General features: G+C 43.4%; 17 protein-coding genes and 1 other annotated feature (1 of these 18 only partly in view). Of the genes, 5 read left to right on the top strand and 12 right to left on the bottom strand.

The features are described 5' to 3' along the window. Positions 1 to 66: a binding site (T-box leader), on the bottom strand; it reaches 163 nt to the left of the window's first position. A gap of 209 nt (positions 67 to 275) precedes the next feature. Together rluF and ACTHPA_RS03645 are read left to right on the top strand one after the other, a co-directional pair. Continuing rightward, a complete protein-coding gene (gene rluF, locus ACTHPA_RS03650) occupies positions 276 to 980 on the top strand; it encodes a 23S rRNA pseudouridine(2604) synthase RluF (protein ID WP_440498759.1) in 705 nt (234 codons plus the stop codon). Positions 981 to 1,199: 219 nt separating this feature from the next. Then, positions 1,200 to 1,961 (top strand): SurA N-terminal domain-containing protein, encoded by a 762-nt coding sequence (locus ACTHPA_RS03645; protein ID WP_440498758.1) that lies wholly within the window; start codon positions 1,200 to 1,202, stop codon positions 1,959 to 1,961. 179 nt (positions 1,962 to 2,140) lie between these two features. On the opposite strand, the gene ACTHPA_RS03640 is transcribed toward ACTHPA_RS03645, so the two are convergent. From ACTHPA_RS03640 to ACTHPA_RS03615, 6 genes are all read right to left on the bottom strand, one after another. Then, a complete protein-coding gene (locus tag ACTHPA_RS03640) occupies positions 2,141 to 4,684 on the bottom strand; it encodes an ABC transporter permease subunit (RefSeq protein WP_440498756.1) in 2,544 nt (847 codons plus the stop codon). Continuing rightward, positions 4,665 to 5,564 (bottom strand): ABC transporter ATP-binding protein, encoded by a 900-nt coding sequence (locus ACTHPA_RS03635; protein WP_440498755.1) that lies wholly within the window; start codon positions 5,562 to 5,564, stop codon positions 4,665 to 4,667. The genes ACTHPA_RS03640 and ACTHPA_RS03635 overlap by 20 nt, the downstream gene beginning before the upstream one ends. A gap of 223 nt (positions 5,565 to 5,787) precedes the next feature. Next, positions 5,788 to 7,083, bottom strand: a complete 1,296-nt coding sequence (locus ACTHPA_RS03630; protein ID WP_440498753.1) for a hypothetical protein — start codon at positions 7,081 to 7,083, stop codon at positions 5,788 to 5,790. A gap of 127 nt (positions 7,084 to 7,210) precedes the next feature. Then, on the bottom strand, positions 7,211 to 8,617 hold the full coding sequence (locus ACTHPA_RS03625) for a M20 family metallopeptidase (protein ID WP_440498752.1): 1,407 nt from the start codon (positions 8,615 to 8,617) through the stop codon (positions 7,211 to 7,213). 28 nt (positions 8,618 to 8,645) lie between these two features. Beyond that, positions 8,646 to 9,863: an MFS transporter gene (locus ACTHPA_RS03620; RefSeq protein ID WP_440498750.1), complete on the bottom strand. Its 1,218-nt coding sequence runs from the start codon at positions 9,861 to 9,863 to the stop codon at positions 8,646 to 8,648. Between the two features lie 251 nt (positions 9,864 to 10,114). Then, positions 10,115 to 10,549, bottom strand: a complete 435-nt coding sequence (locus ACTHPA_RS03615; protein WP_440498749.1) for a YugN family protein — start codon at positions 10,547 to 10,549, stop codon at positions 10,115 to 10,117. Positions 10,550 to 10,669: 120 nt separating this feature from the next. Here ACTHPA_RS03615 and ACTHPA_RS03610 point away from each other — a divergent pair, with 120 nt between their 5' ends. The 3 genes from ACTHPA_RS03610 (at position 10,670) to ACTHPA_RS03600 (ending at position 13,303) form a co-directional block, all read left to right on the top strand. Further along, positions 10,670 to 11,191 (top strand): DUF2243 domain-containing protein, encoded by a 522-nt coding sequence (locus ACTHPA_RS03610; RefSeq protein ID WP_440498748.1) that lies wholly within the window; start codon positions 10,670 to 10,672, stop codon positions 11,189 to 11,191. Beyond that, positions 11,184 to 11,963: a cytochrome c oxidase assembly protein gene (locus ACTHPA_RS03605; RefSeq protein WP_440498747.1), complete on the top strand. Its 780-nt coding sequence runs from the start codon at positions 11,184 to 11,186 to the stop codon at positions 11,961 to 11,963. The genes ACTHPA_RS03610 and ACTHPA_RS03605 overlap by 8 nt, the downstream gene beginning before the upstream one ends. 275 nt (positions 11,964 to 12,238) lie before the next feature. Further along, positions 12,239 to 13,303, top strand: a complete 1,065-nt coding sequence (locus ACTHPA_RS03600) for a M24 family metallopeptidase (RefSeq protein WP_440498745.1) — start codon at positions 12,239 to 12,241, stop codon at positions 13,301 to 13,303. Positions 13,304 to 13,498: 195 nt separating this feature from the next. Here ACTHPA_RS03600 and ACTHPA_RS03595 read toward each other — a convergent pair whose 3' ends face one another. The 6 genes from ACTHPA_RS03595 to ACTHPA_RS03570 all read right to left on the bottom strand — a co-directional run bounded on the left by ACTHPA_RS03595 (position 13,499) and on the right by ACTHPA_RS03570 (position 17,350). Continuing rightward, complete coding sequence (locus tag ACTHPA_RS03595) at positions 13,499 to 14,428, bottom strand: AEC family transporter (protein WP_440499201.1); 930 nt, start codon at positions 14,426 to 14,428, stop codon at positions 13,499 to 13,501. A gap of 117 nt (positions 14,429 to 14,545) precedes the next feature. After that, complete coding sequence (locus tag ACTHPA_RS03590) at positions 14,546 to 14,788, bottom strand: hypothetical protein (RefSeq protein WP_440498744.1); 243 nt, start codon at positions 14,786 to 14,788, stop codon at positions 14,546 to 14,548. A 26-nt stretch (positions 14,789 to 14,814) separates the two neighbouring features. Continuing rightward, the gene (yfkAB, locus tag ACTHPA_RS03585; RefSeq protein WP_440498742.1) at positions 14,815 to 15,945 is read right to left on the bottom strand and encodes a radical SAM/CxCxxxxC motif protein YfkAB; all 1,131 of its coding nucleotides are present in this window, start codon (positions 15,943 to 15,945) and stop codon (positions 14,815 to 14,817) included. Positions 15,946 to 16,087: 142 nt separating this feature from the next. Continuing rightward, entirely contained in the window at positions 16,088 to 16,495 is a 408-nt protein-coding gene (locus tag ACTHPA_RS03580) for a VOC family protein (protein ID WP_440498741.1), read from the bottom strand. 15 nt (positions 16,496 to 16,510) lie between these two features. Next, entirely contained in the window at positions 16,511 to 16,861 is a 351-nt protein-coding gene (locus ACTHPA_RS03575; RefSeq protein WP_440498740.1) for a VOC family protein, read from the bottom strand. Between the two features lie 30 nt (positions 16,862 to 16,891). Then, entirely contained in the window at positions 16,892 to 17,350 is a 459-nt protein-coding gene (locus ACTHPA_RS03570) for a GyrI-like domain-containing protein (RefSeq protein ID WP_440498739.1), read from the bottom strand. Between the last annotated feature and the right edge of the window lie 66 nt (positions 17,351 to 17,416).

The following is a 17,416-nucleotide window of genomic DNA, read 5'->3' as shown; positions in this document are numbered from 1 at the left end:
TTTCCACCACCCACTGACTCTCTATATCGCGATTCCGAAGCTACTCCTCTTATTCAACAATTTCTCAGCTATGCTCTTCTCAACTCGACTCATCTGTTCCTGGGCGGCGCCGCTCCCGGCCCCTCTACCCTCTCCGAACAAAAAAGTTGTACTAACCTTACTATTCATTCAATCAATTGTCAACCTTTCGTTAATATATGTAGCCCCCATACTTTGTATAACTATTGCCCAAGCTGTACAATAGTGGGAAAGAAACTCGAAAAAAGGTGAACCGAATGAGAATTAATAAATATTTAAGCGAAGCTGGCATCGTTTCGCGACGCGGCGCAGACAAATGGATTGAAGACGGACGCGTCACTATCAACGGCCAGCCCGCAGAACTCGGAAGCAGAGTCGAACAAGGAGATGAAGTACGTGTCGACGGCAAACCCGTTAAAACCGAAGAGCAGCTCGTCTATATCGTTCTCAATAAACCCGTCGGCATTACGAGCACGACTGAACGTCATATTGAGGGGAATGTCGTCGATTTCGTCAATCACCCGCTCCGCATCTTTCATATCGGAAGGCTCGACAAAGACTCCGACGGCTTGCTGCTTCTTACAAATGACGGCGACATCGTCAATGAAATCCTGCGCGAAGAACACGGCCATGAAAAAGAATATATCGTCACCGTGGACCGCCCCATTACAAAAGAATTCATTCAAAAAATGGAATCCGGCGTCGAAATCCTCGACACAGTGACGAAACCGTGCAAAGTGAAACAACTTGGCCCCCGCAAATTCAACATCACGTTGACACAAGGCCTAAACCGCCAAATCCGCCGCATGTGCTCGGCACTCGGCTACAACGTCAGACGCCTCCAGCGTACACGGATCATGAACATCCATCTTGGCAATTTGCCAATCGGACAATGGCGCGACTTGACGGATAAGGAACTGAAGGAAATGTTTCAAATGCTCAATTATGAGCCGAAAAGGTGAATACAACGATGAACGTTTAAAGGGCGATACATATTGTGAAAGCACAATATGTATCGCCTTTTTTATACGCATCCATAGTCATTACAGATATTTCAATCCTGTGATAAATATTAAAAAGGGGCGCATCCCGTTTCTTTTTCGCAGGATTAACTTTATAATGCGCACTAGATGATTTATTTAATAAAAATCATACTTCTAGCTAAAGGGAGGAGATCGATTATGAAAAAAATGTTGTTTACATTAGTAACCGGTCTAATGGCCGTTATTTTAGTGGCATGCGGAGCAAATGGAGAAAATACAGAAGCCACAAATGATAATAAAACAGCCGAAACCGATCAGCAGAAGGAACAGCAAAACCAAATGGCAGAAATGCAAAAGAAATTAGAAGAACAGCAAATAGATGAAAATAAAACTGTCGCCATAGTGAATGATAAAGAGATTTTGGGAAGCGACTATAATACTGGTTTAGCGTCTGTCCAAGGACAACTGCAGCTAATGGGACAAGATCCGACTTCTAAAGAAGGTGCAGAGCAAGCGAAAAATCAAACTATTGACAGCTTGGTCGTGCAAACTCTTCTTCTACAAGAGGCAGATAAAAAAAGCTATAAAGTTTCAGAGGAAGAGATTAATAAGCAGCTGGACGAAATAAAAAAACAGTTTAAAACAGAAAAAGAATTCGAAGCCGCCCTTAAACAATCCGGCATAGATATGAAAACACTTGAAACTCAAATAGCTGACGATGTTAAACTTAGACAGTACGTTGAGAAAGAAGTGCCGGCAGGCAAAATAACCGATGAAGAAATCCAACGAATGTATGAGCAATATGCAGAACAAGCAAAGAGTGCAGGACAAGAAGCTCCAAAGCTTGAGGAAGTAAAACCGCAAATCGAACAATCTCTTCATCAGCAAAAACAGCAGGAAAAAATTGCTCAGCATGCTGAAGAGTTAAAGAAAAATGCGACGATTGACATAATGATTTGATGTACACACAAAAATGCTCAATGGGCTGTTGATAAACGGCCATTCAAACGAAAAAGAAGATGAATCTCTACAAAATGTAGTGTTCATCTTCTTTTTTATTCACTATATATCGTGTCTACATATAAGGCTCTTGGGCTTGATCAATCTTTTCCCTAAATCCTCTTTTATGCTGTGAGCGTTCACGCCGTTGCTGTTACCGACTTCCTCCCCTTCTCAAAACTCAATCCGATATAAGCCGCACCCAAAAGGAAAACCGTCGCTCCAAGCAGCATCCCGCAGCCCATATACACACTAATGGCCGGAACATTCAGCAGCGTCATTATTTCCCCGTTGACAATTTTCGGTATGTTGAGATAGAGGAACGGCGAATAATGAGCAAAATCATTCATTTCCCAACTCACTAAATACCCTGCTAAACTTATTAATCCCGTCAATGCGTACACGACTAGCGGCTGGCGGATGAAGAGCCCTAGGACATTCGTCAATGCAAGCAGGAACAATGCTGCACAAACATATAGCAAGAGGGCCTTCAACAAGTACTCTCCGAGCGGCATGAAGTGATAGCCGCCCTCGAATGCCCGCTGCCCTGTAAAATCAAACGATTGGAATTCTTTTCTGCTATGATAATGCAGCACCGGATACATCCAGTCGCCAAACCGGTTGAACACCGTTCCGACGAGCACGGCAAACAGGAAAACAACAATCGCGCTCCCGATCGCAATAGCAGAACTGAAAAACACTTTACCAAGGAAAAGGGAACGCTTCATGATCGGCAATGTCTCAAGCAACTGCAACGTCGGCCTCTTCCCTCGCTCGCCCGAAAAGCCTGCGCCTACAAGGAGAAGGAATAAAATCAGCGGAATGAAGTACAGGTAGTCCCGGAAATACATAAAGAGCGAGAATAACCCGCTATGATCAACTTTCCGGTTCGCCTGTTCATTCATTTTCTTCTCCTTCCGGTGTTCCTCTTTCCATTGGTCATGGATGTTCGGAATATAGGTGCCCGCAAATACCGGTTGGATATTATGATCTTTCATCCACTCTTTTTGCGCAATCGCTGTTTCATAGCCGAAAATGGTGAGAGGATCATAATTATGCTTTTTAGACTCTTTCAAGCTTTCAAGATATCGATGGTCATTGAACAGCTGATATTCGTATAACGGGGTCCAATCTTTATTTTCATAAGCCTTCAATGCACGTTCGGCATGCGCGGCTTCTTCACGGGCTACATCTATATACTCGTTAAAGTATTCAATATTATGTCCATATATGAAATCCCCGTCTTCACCTCTTGCATTTGCTTCTGCAACCTGCTTCTCCATTTCTTTGATGGCTTCCATAAAGTAACCGATGAGTCCCGTCTCATTCTCCGCATCTTCTACAATCGATGCCAACCTTTCGAGAGCCTCAGTCTCCTTCTCCTTCACTTGCTCCGCGAAATAGAAATAGCCGACAATAGCAGCGATGAATAGGACGATCAGCGACTGCCCGACAAGCCCCCTCCGCTTCGACTTCCGCCATTCAAACAAACTAGTATTCCAAATGGAGCGGAGATGTGTCATTTTCCCTTTATGGTACGGCTTCAGTTCCTCGGCCGATTTAAATAAACCACGTTCACCTTCACGCAAGAAAATGGTTGCCGCGAGCAATAAAACGCTCCATAGAATTGCCGAAACTGCATACATCCCTATCGGATCGGTCGGCATTTCGGTCAAAAACCGGTCTGCGCGGAAAAACTGGAAAGGGTTCCAAGGTGTCTGCGTAATCGGCAGTGCATCCGTCAGTACAACGCCGATCATTGTAAGGAAGCCTGTCAGCATGATTGTTGAAAATGAGCTTCTTAATTGCGTACCAATTAAAAGCAACAAGGCAAAAAGGAATGCCCCCGCTCCCACAAATAGAATCGTCACATTCAACAAATGTTGCCATATGGGAATGATGGAGAATGAATCGCCTGTTTCCAGAAACGTTGGATACAACAAGTCATTGAATGTTTCTCCGAAAACAACCGGGATCATCCATCCGCCAATCGCGACGAAAACCAAGTAGAAAAACGTTACGGTTAGCAATCCCGCGTACTTCGCAAGCAACAACTCCCATCTACGGAGCGGTTGCGTCCTTAACGTCAATAATGTCTGCTGCTCCTTCTCCGAAGTATAAGCGTTCCCAAAAAGGAGCAATAGCAGCAAAAGTCCGGCCGGTCCTAGCAAAATGGGAGCGATTTCACTCATTTGCAAGGCAGGGGACACCGGATCTGTTTCGTTGGCATACGGCAAATCATGCTTTACCAAATAAGCATTCTTATTAATGGCCTTTTCCCGTTCTACGCCCTCTAATGTTGTAAAGACACCACCAGTTTTCTCATACTTTTCCAATAGCGAATAGAATTCATTCTCGACGAGCGGTATTTCATCCCAACGTTTTCCGTAAATGGCGCTCTTCCACTGAAACGTGGCCGTCGCCATATTGTTCAAGATGTCGAATTGCTCCGCCTGCACCTCTGTCAGCCTATTCTCCCTGTTCAACGGCAAGAGCTGTGCGTACAGTTGGTCGACTTTGAGAACAACTTGAAGTATTTTCTCCTCTGCCTCTTTCGACATCAAATCCTGCTCGATTTTGTTTTGATAAAAAAACCATCCAACGGTCAGCATCACTATAACCAATAACCAAATGAACTTCTTCTGCCGCCAAATCTTCTTCAGCTCAAACTTCAACAAGCTCATTGGACTTCGTCTCTTCCGTAAAGATTTTCCGGTAGCGCTCCTCGGAACCGAACACTTTCTTCTCGATATCGTCAATAACAATCTGCTCTTGATCCAACAAATAGAACACACGGTCAAGCCCTATATCTTTCCGGTATAGATGCAGCCGCTCATCCACTACTTCGACAGGTATCCCCACTGATGCCAATGTCTTTTCCGCTTTTACGATATCATTAACTGTAATCTGATAGCGTACTTGCTCAAATTCCGCCATATCTTCCTGAATCAAACTTCCTTTCTTCAGGAATAAAATCGATGACGTCACACGGTCGATTTCCGCCAGATTGTGAGATGACAATAAAATAGCCGTCCCTTCTTCCCGCAACGCGAGCAGCAAATTTCGTACCCGAATAGCACTCGTTGGGTCAAGACCATTCAACGGTTCGTCCAAAATCATGAGCTTCGGCTTGTTCACGACAGCCATTGCGAGCAGCAGATGCTGTTTCATTCCAAGCGAATAATTTTTCACTTTTTTATTCAAATAACTCGTAATCCCGATACGTTCCGCCGTGTCCAATAATTGTTTCTTTGACAATCCTTGCACGTCGCAAATGAATTGCAAATGATCGTACCCCGTTAAATATTCGTATAGCACCGTATTGTCCTGCATGAAAGAAATCTCACGGAAAATATTTGGATTCCGATTGCTCTTCCCAAGAACCTCCACTTCGCCCTTATGTGCAGGCAACAAATTCGTAATGATGTTCATTAACGTAGACTTCCCAGACCCATTCGGCCCAACGAGCGCTATGATCTGTGGCTCTTCAATCTCAAACGTAATCCCCTTCAAAACCTGTTCTTTGCCATATGATTTGTACACGTCTTTAACAGATAAAATCATTCCCCACCGCCCCTTTCCAAAATTTTACTTACAATTGACTCTATTCTACTATACTTATGAACGTATTTGTTTTAATATTTAATTTATATTCCGAAATAAAAAATCCACCTTAGCCAATGCTGCCAAGATGGATTACTTATTCAACTCGTTTTCAATAAATCTTCCGTATACATACAATCCATCAAAAACGTTCTTTTCTCGGAATGGAACAGAGTGCTGTTTGCTAGACGAGCTTATATAGTTTCACCGGCCTCCCCCTCGAATAATGGGACTCCTCCCCGATGCAGACAGCCAGATGTACCGCACATAATTCTGCTATTATTCTTTGAGCATTACGTTCGCTCATCTTTAAGTGAATTGCCAAGTCCTTTGTTGTAAAATCAGCCCAATCCATTTTCCGAATCAATGATTCAATGCGCTTAAATGTCTTGACACTGATATTGCCTTCATTCAACCTCTTTACAAATTCTTCGTCATCCGTTCTATAGGCGTAAATAAGTTCCTCACTTTTCCCGGCAGCGTCAATTATTGTCCCATCTTCCTGGATGATAATGATTTCTTGCTGCCCTATCTCTTTTGATTCACGAATCGCCCGATTTGCATTCACTTCTGCTGTTAGGACAGTCTGACCGAAGCCGATCCCGACAGCAACACTCGAATCCGCTTCGAGCGAAAGATGATTCACTTTCTCTTTTACTGTTCTGATTTCGCGCTCCACCGCCCCACGTGTACTGAAGATTGCATACCTGCCATTCCCTTGCTCGATAAGCGATCCGTCCAGCGATTCGCATAATTGGATAAGTGTTTTTTTCAAATGAAGCTCCAAATACTCCAATTTATACGATTCCTTCATTTTTTCCTTGATAGCGTCATATTCGATAACTTCAATCAAGTTAATGCCAATTTGGGTGTCTTTATAGTAGGAAGTCTTGATCTTCTCAAAAAACATTCGTGTGGTGTGGAAGATTTCATTACGAGTCGGCGATAGCCAAAACGCTGGAACTCCCACCTCCTTCAATCGGTCATAAACAGTGGGGTAGCAAGTCAACGCCCCTTCTATCTCTCCCTTTAGCCATAATTCATAATGAAAATTAAATAATTCTTCTGCGTCAATCTCCACGTCAAATTTTTTCACAAATACTTTTTTCATTATTTTTTCCAATTTGACAGTCTCTTCTTCAAGATGAATAGATGTTACGATATCAATACTGATCCGTTCCGGGAGTTTGCCAATTTTATTAGATAAATTCACGATTTCCTTATAAATGCTTAATTCGCTCGAATCAATATATACGAAAGCTTCTTGAGGGCCTTTCACATTAAGCGCTATCTTATAAGGTATGTAACCTGAAAACAGCCAAAAGTCCACCGGTACCTTTGGATTTTTAACAAAATCCTCTACTTCACTCGTTTTCATATAAACATACGGAATGAATTCCAATTCCTTTTCTATCTCCATTGCTAACGTTAGAATCCGATTAACAGATCGGGCCGGACCGACAACCGCAACTTTGTACATGCTATCCCTGCTTTCTCATCAACACCTGTGAGCCAATTTTATCGATATTTCCTTACGAAATCCAGTGGTCTTCCAATTTTATACGTGAAAAAGAGGCTGACCATATAATCAGCCCCAAACAACTTTTTTAATTCACTGAATCGGGAATTAATGAACGATATGATTTGCCATCCAAGCGTTCCGCCAATTCCTCTTTCGCCTGTTCAATAATTACTGGATTTTCCATCACTTGCAACACGGTGGATGCGATCACTTTGGCTGCTTGCAACATCCCTTTATGCGCAATCGGAGCAACCCCTTGCGAAACTACCTGCCAAGTGTGAAGGGGAGTGCCCAGTGCAAAACAAGTTGTAAGACATTGCATCGTCGGGACGACCCAGCTGACATCCCCAACATCCGTCGATCCTGACATGATGGCTTCCGAAGGTATATATGGCGGGATGAAATCAGCAATATCCCTTTCTTTCAGCTTTTTCACTGTTTCACGATCCCGTCCGGCATACGCACTATTCAAGTCCTCTGTTGACAGCGTATCACGAATCTTCTTTGCAAAGGCAACGTCACCTTCATCATAGGAAGGCGCCCCTACCTTCTCCAAATTCTCGTACATTATATCCGCAAGTACAGAGTTAGGAATGAGGTTGGAAGCGGTTCCTACAAATTCCTCTTCAAACGTAGTGCCTGTCATTAAAGCGGCACCTCTCGCAATGTCCTGTACCCTCTTATAAAGCGATTCCACTTCATCTTTTTCCGCAGCTCTTATCAAATAGACCACGTCGGCATTTGCTTGAACCACATTCGGCGAAGCACCACCTGTATCCGTCACGGCATAGTGGATTCTTGCGTCCGGCACCATATGCTCACGCAAGTAGTTAACCCCGACGTTCATCAGCTCGACGGCATCGAGTGCACTTCTTCCTAAGTGGGGAGCCGCCGCCGCATGGGCGCTTTTTCCTGTGAACTTAAATTTTGCAGAGTAATTCGCAAGTGTCCTTTTATCCATAAGCCCCGGTACATCCCAAGGATGCCACGAAAAAGCAATGTCTACATCATCGAAGAGTCCTGCTTTCGTCATCAGCGCTTTTCCAGAGCCATTCTCCTCGGCTGGGCATCCATAAAAACGGATCGTCCCTTGTCTATCGTTCTGCGCCAAATACTCTTTCACTGCGACAGCCGCCGCAAATGCACCCGTACCAAGCAAGTTATGGCCGCAGCCATGTCCGTTTCCGCCCTCGACAAGCGGGTCGTGATGCGTTAGCCCTTTTTTCTGGCTAAGCCCTGGCAACGCGTCAAACTCACCTAAAATGGCAATGACAGGTTTCCCGGAACCGAAACTTCCGACAAACGCTGTGCTTATCCCTGCCACCTCCCGCTCAACTTGAAACCCTTCCTCTTCTAATGCATGAATTAAATAGCCCGACGATTGAAATTCTTGAAAATACAATTCGGGCACTTCCCAAATTTTATCGCTTAAAGCAATGAACTTTTCCCTTTTCTGTTCAATTACATTCACAACCGCATTCAATGTATCCATCATTCATCTCTCCTTCTTCTGAAAATTATTATGCAGCATCTTGCAACAATTGACCTTTCCGATAATTCAATGTCAATAGGGAAATTGTGCAGATAACCGCGAAAATGATCAGCATCCAAAAGGCAGCATTATAGGAGCCATTAAACGCCTGTACGATAAACCCGATGGCAAGCGGTGTAATGAATCCTGCCAACTGCCCGCCTGTATTGGCAATCCCCATACTTGTCCCTGTCACGGTAGATGGAAGCCTTTTCAAAATAATAGCTGGCAAAAGCAATATGACGAATGAAACAAATAGCAGCACGATTGTCTGATAAACGATAAAAACCGTTACACTTGGTGCATTGAACATAAGGTATAGCATGACACCGATCGCAACACTGGAGATTGCGCCCACAATTTTTTCTTTGCCAAGCGGCAATCTGTCAATGATATAGCCAGCAAGGTAAATTCCAACAAGCATAGCTAAACCAGGGATCGTTTGTGCCCAGCCAAGCGAAACCAGATCCAGGCCTCTTACATTAACGAGATATGTCGGCAGCCATGTTGCCAAACCCCAGTTGATTGCATAAATACTGTAGTAGGCAATAAACAGATTCAGCATAAGCGGTGTTTTTAAAATTTGTTTAAAAATCCCTTTTTGTGATTCCATTTCCGTCTTCAACTCTTCTTCTTTTAGATGGGCAGGCAATTTAACAAACACCCAATAAAGAATTGTAATTGAAAGACCAATTCCACCGAGAATAAGGAAAGACATACGCCATCCGATTGTCGTCAGCATATATGCGGAAAGAAGCGGCACGACCAAGGACACGATGCCTCCTGATGACAGCATAACAGACATGGCCCACGCCCTTTTTTCGCTTGGAAACGTTTGCGAAATCATTTTTGAGCTAGCAGGCTGGAACCCGCCTTCTCCGATGCCGAATAGGAAACGGACAACAATCATGGAAGCCATTGACCAAACTGCCCCGGTCAATGCAGTGAACACCGACCACATGAAAACGGATACAATTAAAACTTTTCTTGAGCCAAATTTGTCAGCTAGCCAACCACCGGGTATTTGCATTAATGCATACCCCGCAAAGAAACTGCTAAGAATCAATCCCGTACTAGCCGGGTTTAACTGCAGATCCTCTGTAATCGACAAGACCGCATAGTTTATAAAATAACGATCAAAATTCCCAATCGCCCATCCGGCAAAAAGCAATAACAATATTAAATTTCTCTGCTTCGAAGAAACCAAAAGAAAACCTCCCTTTTCACAACCTACCAATTTACGAACATAAAACGAAATTTGCGTTATATAGAAATACTATAAATAAAATTTAACGATATTGCAATGCTTTACTTAACCGACAATATTTCGAACGTTCAAATTGTCGCCGCTATCTCTTTCTCTTTTCAAACGTCCACCTTTGACAAAAAACAACTTGCCAAAATTAATAAATTTGGCAAGTTGTTTTTTATAAGGGTCAAGCAAGCTTTCCATTCGATTCAGCTGATTTTCAACAAATCTTGTGCATGCAAGCAATCCATTAATTCTTGAACAGCGACTTCTCCGGCATGCATCCATCTGTCTTTATTTGTAATCTTGCCGTCTTTGTCAATCGGCGGCTGGAATTGGTTGAAGCCGGCAACATTTAGCATGGACGTCTCATCTCTGTCCAGCCCGACATGCACTACATGTTTAATAATATAAGGTGTACGGAATCGAATGACTGCTTCATAATTATCTAGCTCGCCATCCATGACGGTAAAGGGAATCCGAATGTAGATTGTTTCCCCGCCCTCCTTGCACAAGATATGATCAAAATATCCTTGGTGGTAGTCCCAATTGCCGCCCATATGGTATCCAAGCCCATGGATGCAATCCCTTACAAGACCGAACGACGCTATCTGCCCTTCAAGCCCCGTCTGTAATTTCAACATAACGTCTCCTCCTTCTGCATGATTCGCTATACAGCATTCACAAAAGGAAAGGAAGACATACTGTCGAAAGCAGAAGATTACCATTCCTTCCTAACGGCTATACTTCAAAAGAATCTTCAAATGGAGGGGAACTTTTTGACAACAATACATAACACACAAGCAAATTTAAATAATAGGGCGTTATTTGCGCGTAGAAACCTTTGGTCGGGTATTTTATTCGGATTAGGGTTTGTCGCTTTTCTAGATGAAACATTGTTCCATCAGCTGCTCCATTGGCATAAGTTTTACGATAAATCCACTGTTGCGGTCGGACTTGTTTCAGATGGACTATTTCACGCATTTAGCTGGTTTGCAACTGTCGGCGGCTTATTCCTCGTTGCCGATTTGCGGAGGCGAAACGCATTGTGGCATAAAATGTGGTGGGGAGGGAAGTTGCTTGGCGGCGGGGCTTTCCAGCTTTATGACGGCACGATCCAGCATAAAGTCATGCGCATCCACCAGATCCGATACAATGTTGACATTTTACCGTATGACCTCGTCTGGAATATTTCTGCAGCCGTCATGATTGTCGCTGGCATTGGTTTGATTGCAAGTGCACGACGCGACCAGCGTGAAGGAAAAGGGGCGTTTTCCAATGCATGACACTCATTTTCTGTTGACCGATTTGTTTTTTGGCATACCGGCATTGCTTGCGATCGGAGTTTACATCGGGGCTGTGATCATCACGAATAGACGGGGGCGACTTCGTAAGTGGCCATGGCTGCGTACCGTTTCTTTTATTTCAGGTGTACTTTTTGCTGCCGCAGCAGTGGTCGGCCCTCTTTCACGTCAATCCCATGCCGATTTCACGGCTCACATGGCGGGGCATTTACTATTAGGCATGCTTGCCCCGCTTCTCATTGCACTCGCTGCCCCTATGACATTAGTAATGCGTACGTTAAATGTTCATTTGGGAAGAAAGCTTAGCCGACTGCTGCAAAGTTCATTCGCGGGATTCTTCACCCATCCGATCGTTGCTTCTATCTTGAACATTGGCGGGTTATGGCTTCTCTATACGACCGGTTTATATTCAGCGATGCATGCTAACATTTGGCTACATATCATCATTCACATCCACGTCTTCCTGGCAGGTTATTTATTCACAATCTCTTTAATTTATATTGATCCGGTCTTCCACCGTTTCAGTTTCACGTACAGAACTGTCGTCTTCATTGTGGCACTTGCCGGTCATGGCATTCTGTCAAAATTCATCTACGCCTACCCTCCGGCGGGCGTCCCAACAGAACAAGCAAGGGTTGGCGCCATGCTGATGTATTATGGTGGTGACGCGGTGGATCTGTTGTTGATTTTTATATTGTTCAAGCATTGGTATCAATCCGTTCGTCTGCGCAAATATACTTCCGTCGAAGTATGAGTGCAGTTGCAAGGTGGAATACATTTTAATTTTATAGATCATTTCCCGATGGATATCGTTCATTTCCCAGAAGTTATCGATTATTTGCGAGCACTTATCGTTTATTTCCCAATAGTTATCGATCATTCCCCAGGAGTTATTGTCATTTTGTGACCTTTTACCCAGTCAAATGCGCTGCAAATCTTCATCGTAAAAAGCCATTACCCCCTCTATTATTTCCGGACTTCCTATGTCATAGTAATAATGGGAATATTTTTATTAGTGGGGGTTTTATAATGGAGAAATTAGTGAAGTTACGTAGTTCATTTGATGAATTAGGAATTGACGGGATGCTTATTACAGATCCGTACAATCGGAGATACTTGACGGGCTTTACGGGAACTGCAGGGACTGTACTCGTGTCTAAGGCGGAAGCGTATTTATTAGTAGATTTCCGTTATACGAGCCAGGCGAATGCCCAAGTGACCGATTTCACCGTAAAAGAAATCGACCGCTCCATCATTTATGAGGAGATTTCAACGCTTGCGGAAAGCTTGGGAATCAAGAAGCTCGGATTTGAACAACAGCACCAATCCTATTTTTATTACTCCCAGCTTTCGAAAGCAGTAAAATCGGAGCTGGTACCTGTTTCGAATGTCGTTGAAAAGTTGCGGATGATTAAAAATGAAGATGAAGTAACCATTTTGAAAAAGGCTGCTGAAATTGCAGATTCTGCGTTCGAGCATATTCTGACTTTCATTAAACCTGGGCGTACGGAGATAGAAATTGCGAATGAACTGGAATTCCATATGAGAAAACTGGGTGCGACTTCTTCCTCATTCGATATGATTGTTGCTTCCGGCGTACGTTCCGCATTGCCGCATGGCGTGGCGAGTGACAAAGTAATTGAGCAAGGCGATATGGTGACATTGGACTTTGGTGCATATTACAAAGGATATTGCTCCGACATGACAAGAACGGTAGCAGTCGGCGAGCCTGATCCGAAGCTGAAGGAAATCTATTCAATCGTTCATGACGCTCTTGAAAACGCGCTCTCCGGCATCAAAGTTGGCATGACTGGAAAAGAAGCGGATGCATTGACCCGTGATGTGATCAGCGAAAAAGGGTATGGCGACTATTATGGACATGGCATGGGGCATGGGATTGGCTTGTATATCCATGAAGATATTTTCATGAATCCGACATGCGAGCTGCTCGTCGAAGAGGGAATGGTGTTGACGGTCGAGCCGGGCATTTACATTCCAGGCCTTGGAGGGGTGCGGATTGAGGATGATATTATCTTGAAGCAAGATGGCATAGAGATTATCACGAAATCTCCGAAAAACTTAATCATTCTTTAAGACAAAAATGGACTTCCAGCTATCCGGAAGTCCATTTTAGTGTTATCGGTCACTTCGCGATGGTTATCGGTCAAGTTCACAATGGTATCGGTCATCTTTGAGGAGTTATCGGTCACCCTCGACAGAGATATCGGTCACTTTCACAAAGTTATCGTCATTTCGTGACCTTCTACCTTCCAAAATACCTCTCTCCAATCAAACAAACAAAATTGCAGATAAATAAACAACAAACGTCACCGTGATCGCGCTTAACACAGTTGAAAACAGAACGGTTTGAGCGGCCAAATCCGGATTCACGTCATATTCCAACGCTAGTGTTGAACTGTTTCTGGACGTGGGGAAGGAGCTTGCAATAAATAAAGATTGTGCAACAACACCGTCTAGACCAAATAGAAAAATGAGAAGTAATGCAACACTTGGACCGATGACAAGCCTACCGATACTGCTGATGACAATCGTCCGATTCAGAATCGTTTTCAACTCAATTTGTGCAAGCTGCGCTCCCAATAAAATAAGCGCAATTGCTAAAAATGCATCCGCCAGATGACTGATCGGAACCCAAATAGCGTTCGGAATCGGAACATGCAGCCAATTCAACAAACTGCCGAGAAGCATCGCGTGGATGACGGGCATTTTCAATAATGATCTCAGGATTTCTAACCCTGACTTCGTTGCGGATATCAAATTATACAATCCATATGTATACGTTAAAACATTTTGGAAAACCATTACGATAATTTGGATGGAGATGCCGAGGGGGTTCGTTTGGAATAACAGCTGACTGACCGGTATTCCGTAATTCCCAGAGTTGATTAACGAAATACTGTTTTTAAATATGGCCGATTCTTCTCTGTCTAACTTCAATAATTTACTCAAAATAGTTGTTAGAACGATTATTACTAAACTGAAGGCAACTAAATAACCTATGATTTCCAACAGGACTTGCACATCAATCTCCGTCTGGTATAGATTGATGAAAACGGCTGCTGGCATAAGACAATACGTAATCAGGTTCGAAATCGCTTTTAAATTAAATGCAAACTTCCTTTGTAAACCTGCTCCGATTATTAATAGGATTAATATAGGTATAATAATATTAATAAAAATAGTCCCTATGAACATGATGGTCCCCCCTATGTGAGGTCACTCTTTCAGAAATCTCTTCCATTTGAGTATACAGGAGAACAATCCTTCATTGTAATTAGGAAAAAGTTATACTGTACGATAAGAAAAGGACTTCCCTCATTCGGAAGTCCTTTCTTGATGGTCTATTGTTTTCAATGAATGGATACCGATCATTTCCCGGGGTTTATCGGTCATTTCTCGAAAGTTATCGGTCAATTGCAAGTACTTATCGGTCACACGGTGCGAGTTATCGATCATTTTCACAAAGTTATCGACATTTCGTGACCTTTTACCTATCCGCCGAAATGGAATGAGCTCTTTATTTGTCAAAGGCACTTGGCGCGAAGCAGGTTTCCCCAATCATGCACGCTTCCGCGTACTGCAAATCATTCCGTTGAAAGTCTTGCCTGTTTTCCTGTAAAATCCTCTTCCGGATAATACGCATCTTTCACTAATAGATTCGGTCCCAGGCATTTTACGGCAGGACAGTGGCAACTGATCGATTTTGCAAGCGGACGGTCAAGCCATCTGTCGAGCATTTCGGGTAATGAATCATTTTGGATATTCCCCATTGGTGGTGTATCGCCAAAGTCAGTTACAATGACGTCGCCTGTAAAGATGTTGACGTTCAGACGGGAACGACCGTCTGGATCGTTACGCACCGAGACGTTTTTACTGCTGTATATGCGTTTCAACAGTTTCAAATCTTCTTCATTCTGGCTACAAGGATAAAACGGCAATGTACCGAATAGCATCCACACGTCTTCATCACGCATATCCAATAATTGATGGATTGCTTCTCGCGTTTCATCCAATGATAGCACTTCAAGCTGGGATGCGAAATCGCTTGGGTACATCGGATGCACTTCATGCCTTGCGCACTTCATCTCCTCGACGATTTGTCGATGGATATGTCCGAGATGCGGCAACGTCCGCTTATTCAACATCGTCTCCGCTGATACCATGACACCGGCTTCCGCCAATGCGCGGCTGTTATCGATCATTCGCTGGAACTGCTCGGCACGGCGTTCCCTTGGAGGTTTCCTTTCCATATTTGCGAAACCACCATCAATGAAATCATCAACTGTGCCCCAGTTATGGGAGATATGCAAAACGTCCAAATAAGGGGCAACCCCCATATAACGCTCAAGCGGCATCGTCAAGTTCGAATTCATCTGCGTTCGAACGCCGCGTTCATGTGCATATTTTAATAATGGTAAAACATATTGCTCAACCGACTTTTTCGAAAACATCGGCTCGCCGCCTGTTATGCTGATCGTCCGTAAATGCGGTATTTCATCAAGTCGGGAAAGAAGCAAGTCGATCGGCAATGCATCGGGGTCTTTATGCTGCAGCATATAGCCGACCGCACAATGCTCGCATCGCATATTGCACAAATAAGTAGTCGTAAATTCAATGCTTGATAATGTTAACTTGCCATGCTCCTGCACGTCCAAGTAAGCTTCCCACGGATCATAGGCAGGTGACATTTTTTTCAATGTTGCTACATTCTTCATTTCTATGACTCCCTACTAGTTAATTGCATTTAAATAGTATGAGCTTCATTTGGGGCATTTGCAACCTCAGATCCTTATAACAAAAAATAAAAAAGTATCAGGAAGTTGTTCTCTCGATACTTTTTATAGGCGTAAAGTTTCGTTATTTAGATTCCGGAACGACTGGCCAGCCACTCCAAATATCAAGTTTATTGCCATCAAGGTCATACACATAGAAGTTTTGTCCACAATCATCATTGTCTTCAATCGCCGTAATGGTTGCGCCATTCGCATGCAATTCTTCATGGAAACGTTGAAAATCAGTTACTTGCAATGTGAGCAAACATTGTTCCTCGCCGCTAGCTTCTGTGAAATTTGCCTTCACCGTTTCCTTGCTTTGAATTAAAAAGATGAATTGGCCTGACTCTAACGCGAGCCGCACTTGGGTAGCATCTGATTCAGCTGGACCGACCGCTTTTAATTTCAAATTCTTCTCATACCACTCCGCAGATGATTTCGGATTGGCAACCGGCAAGTAGATCGTTTCAATTCGTTTAATGAAGCTTTCCATAACTTCCCCCTACTTTCAACATTGACATATCATCATTTCATTTCCATCCGGATCCTTGAAATTAAACCAATGACCGTTTTCTATACCTGTCGTCAAGTCAACATGCCGAGATTGCATCTCTTCATAAGCCTTTTGAATATCAGTTGAATTCAAATGGAACATCGGTGCTCGAAGCGGCCCTGTTTTTTGAAACAGCTTGCTGTCCAAGACGAGGTTTACACCTTCCATTTGAATCACATATAGATGCCCGAATTGGATGTCCCCTTCTGGAGAAATTCCGAATAGATCACAATACCAGTCCCGTGATTTTTCTACGTCCTGCACCGGCAAAAAGACTGTTCCAATTGCATTCATAATTGTTTTCATTTCGCACCTTACTTTCTAACAATGTGGTGTTTACACTACCGGATCATACAAAGAAACATTGATCATATCGGCGCTCTGTTCATGTTTTGGACTGTATTCTTCTATCGTCCATTCGTCAGGCAACCTTTGGTATCCCGCTTTCGCAATTTCTTCATGGAGATTTTCATATGTTTGATGGAGATCCTTTGCCGCACCGACATGCCGAAGTGTGGCATATTTACTCGGTCTTATTGAAAGACCTTCGAAGCCATTTGCAATACTTTCAATCTCTTCAACTTGCAAGCAGACCCAATAGCCATCTTCAGAAGATTGAGCCTCCACTTTAAACAACCCAAATATCCGCTCTCGATCAATCGGTCGTACAATTTCGGAAGTTCGAGCCTTTAATTCCCCAACCGTCTTAGGTATCTTCAGTTGATAATCCTCCACTGAATCACATTGCAGACGAATACCGACAAACTTCATTTCTCCCTTTTCAACAATTTCCATCTCCAGACATTCCCCTTATCTTAGTCATTTCTATTATCATGACATAAAACTGATATTTTTGAAAAC

The sequence above is a fragment of the Sporosarcina sp. SAFN-015 genome, from assembly GCF_051966875.1.
Taxonomy (GTDB): domain Bacteria; phylum Bacillota; class Bacilli; order Bacillales_A; family Planococcaceae; genus Sporosarcina.
This window is presented reverse-complemented; position numbering and strand designations above follow the sequence as displayed.

Coding starts and splice junctions, on each gene's coding strand:
- rluF (WP_440498759.1), top strand. CDS start 276: ATGAGAATTAATAAATATTTAAGCGAAGCTGGCATCGTTTCGCGACGC.
- ACTHPA_RS03645 (WP_440498758.1), top strand. CDS start 1,200: ATGAAAAAAATGTTGTTTACATTAGTAACCGGTCTAATGGCCGTTATT.
- ACTHPA_RS03640 (WP_440498756.1), bottom strand. CDS start 4,684: ATGAGCTTGTTGAAGTTTGAGCTGAAGAAGATTTGGCGGCAGAAGAAG.
- ACTHPA_RS03635 (WP_440498755.1), bottom strand. CDS start 5,564: ATGATTTTATCTGTTAAAGACGTGTACAAATCATATGGCAAAGAACAG.
- ACTHPA_RS03630 (WP_440498753.1), bottom strand. CDS start 7,083: ATGTACAAAGTTGCGGTTGTCGGTCCGGCCCGATCTGTTAATCGGATT.
- ACTHPA_RS03625 (WP_440498752.1), bottom strand. CDS start 8,617: ATGGATACATTGAATGCGGTTGTGAATGTAATTGAACAGAAAAGGGAA.
- ACTHPA_RS03615 (WP_440498749.1), bottom strand. CDS start 10,549: ATGTTGAAATTACAGACGGGGCTTGAAGGGCAGATAGCGTCGTTCGGT.
- ACTHPA_RS03610 (WP_440498748.1), top strand. CDS start 10,670: ATGGAGGGGAACTTTTTGACAACAATACATAACACACAAGCAAATTTA.
- ACTHPA_RS03605 (WP_440498747.1), top strand. CDS start 11,184: ATGCATGACACTCATTTTCTGTTGACCGATTTGTTTTTTGGCATACCG.
- ACTHPA_RS03600 (WP_440498745.1), top strand. CDS start 12,239: ATGGAGAAATTAGTGAAGTTACGTAGTTCATTTGATGAATTAGGAATT.
- yfkAB (WP_440498742.1), bottom strand. CDS start 15,945: ATGAAGAATGTAGCAACATTGAAAAAAATGTCACCTGCCTATGATCCG.
- ACTHPA_RS03580 (WP_440498741.1), bottom strand. CDS start 16,495: ATGGAAAGCTTCATTAAACGAATTGAAACGATCTACTTGCCGGTTGCC.
- ACTHPA_RS03575 (WP_440498740.1), bottom strand. CDS start 16,861: ATGAAAACAATTATGAATGCAATTGGAACAGTCTTTTTGCCGGTGCAG.
- ACTHPA_RS03570 (WP_440498739.1), bottom strand. CDS start 17,350: ATGGAAATTGTTGAAAAGGGAGAAATGAAGTTTGTCGGTATTCGTCTG.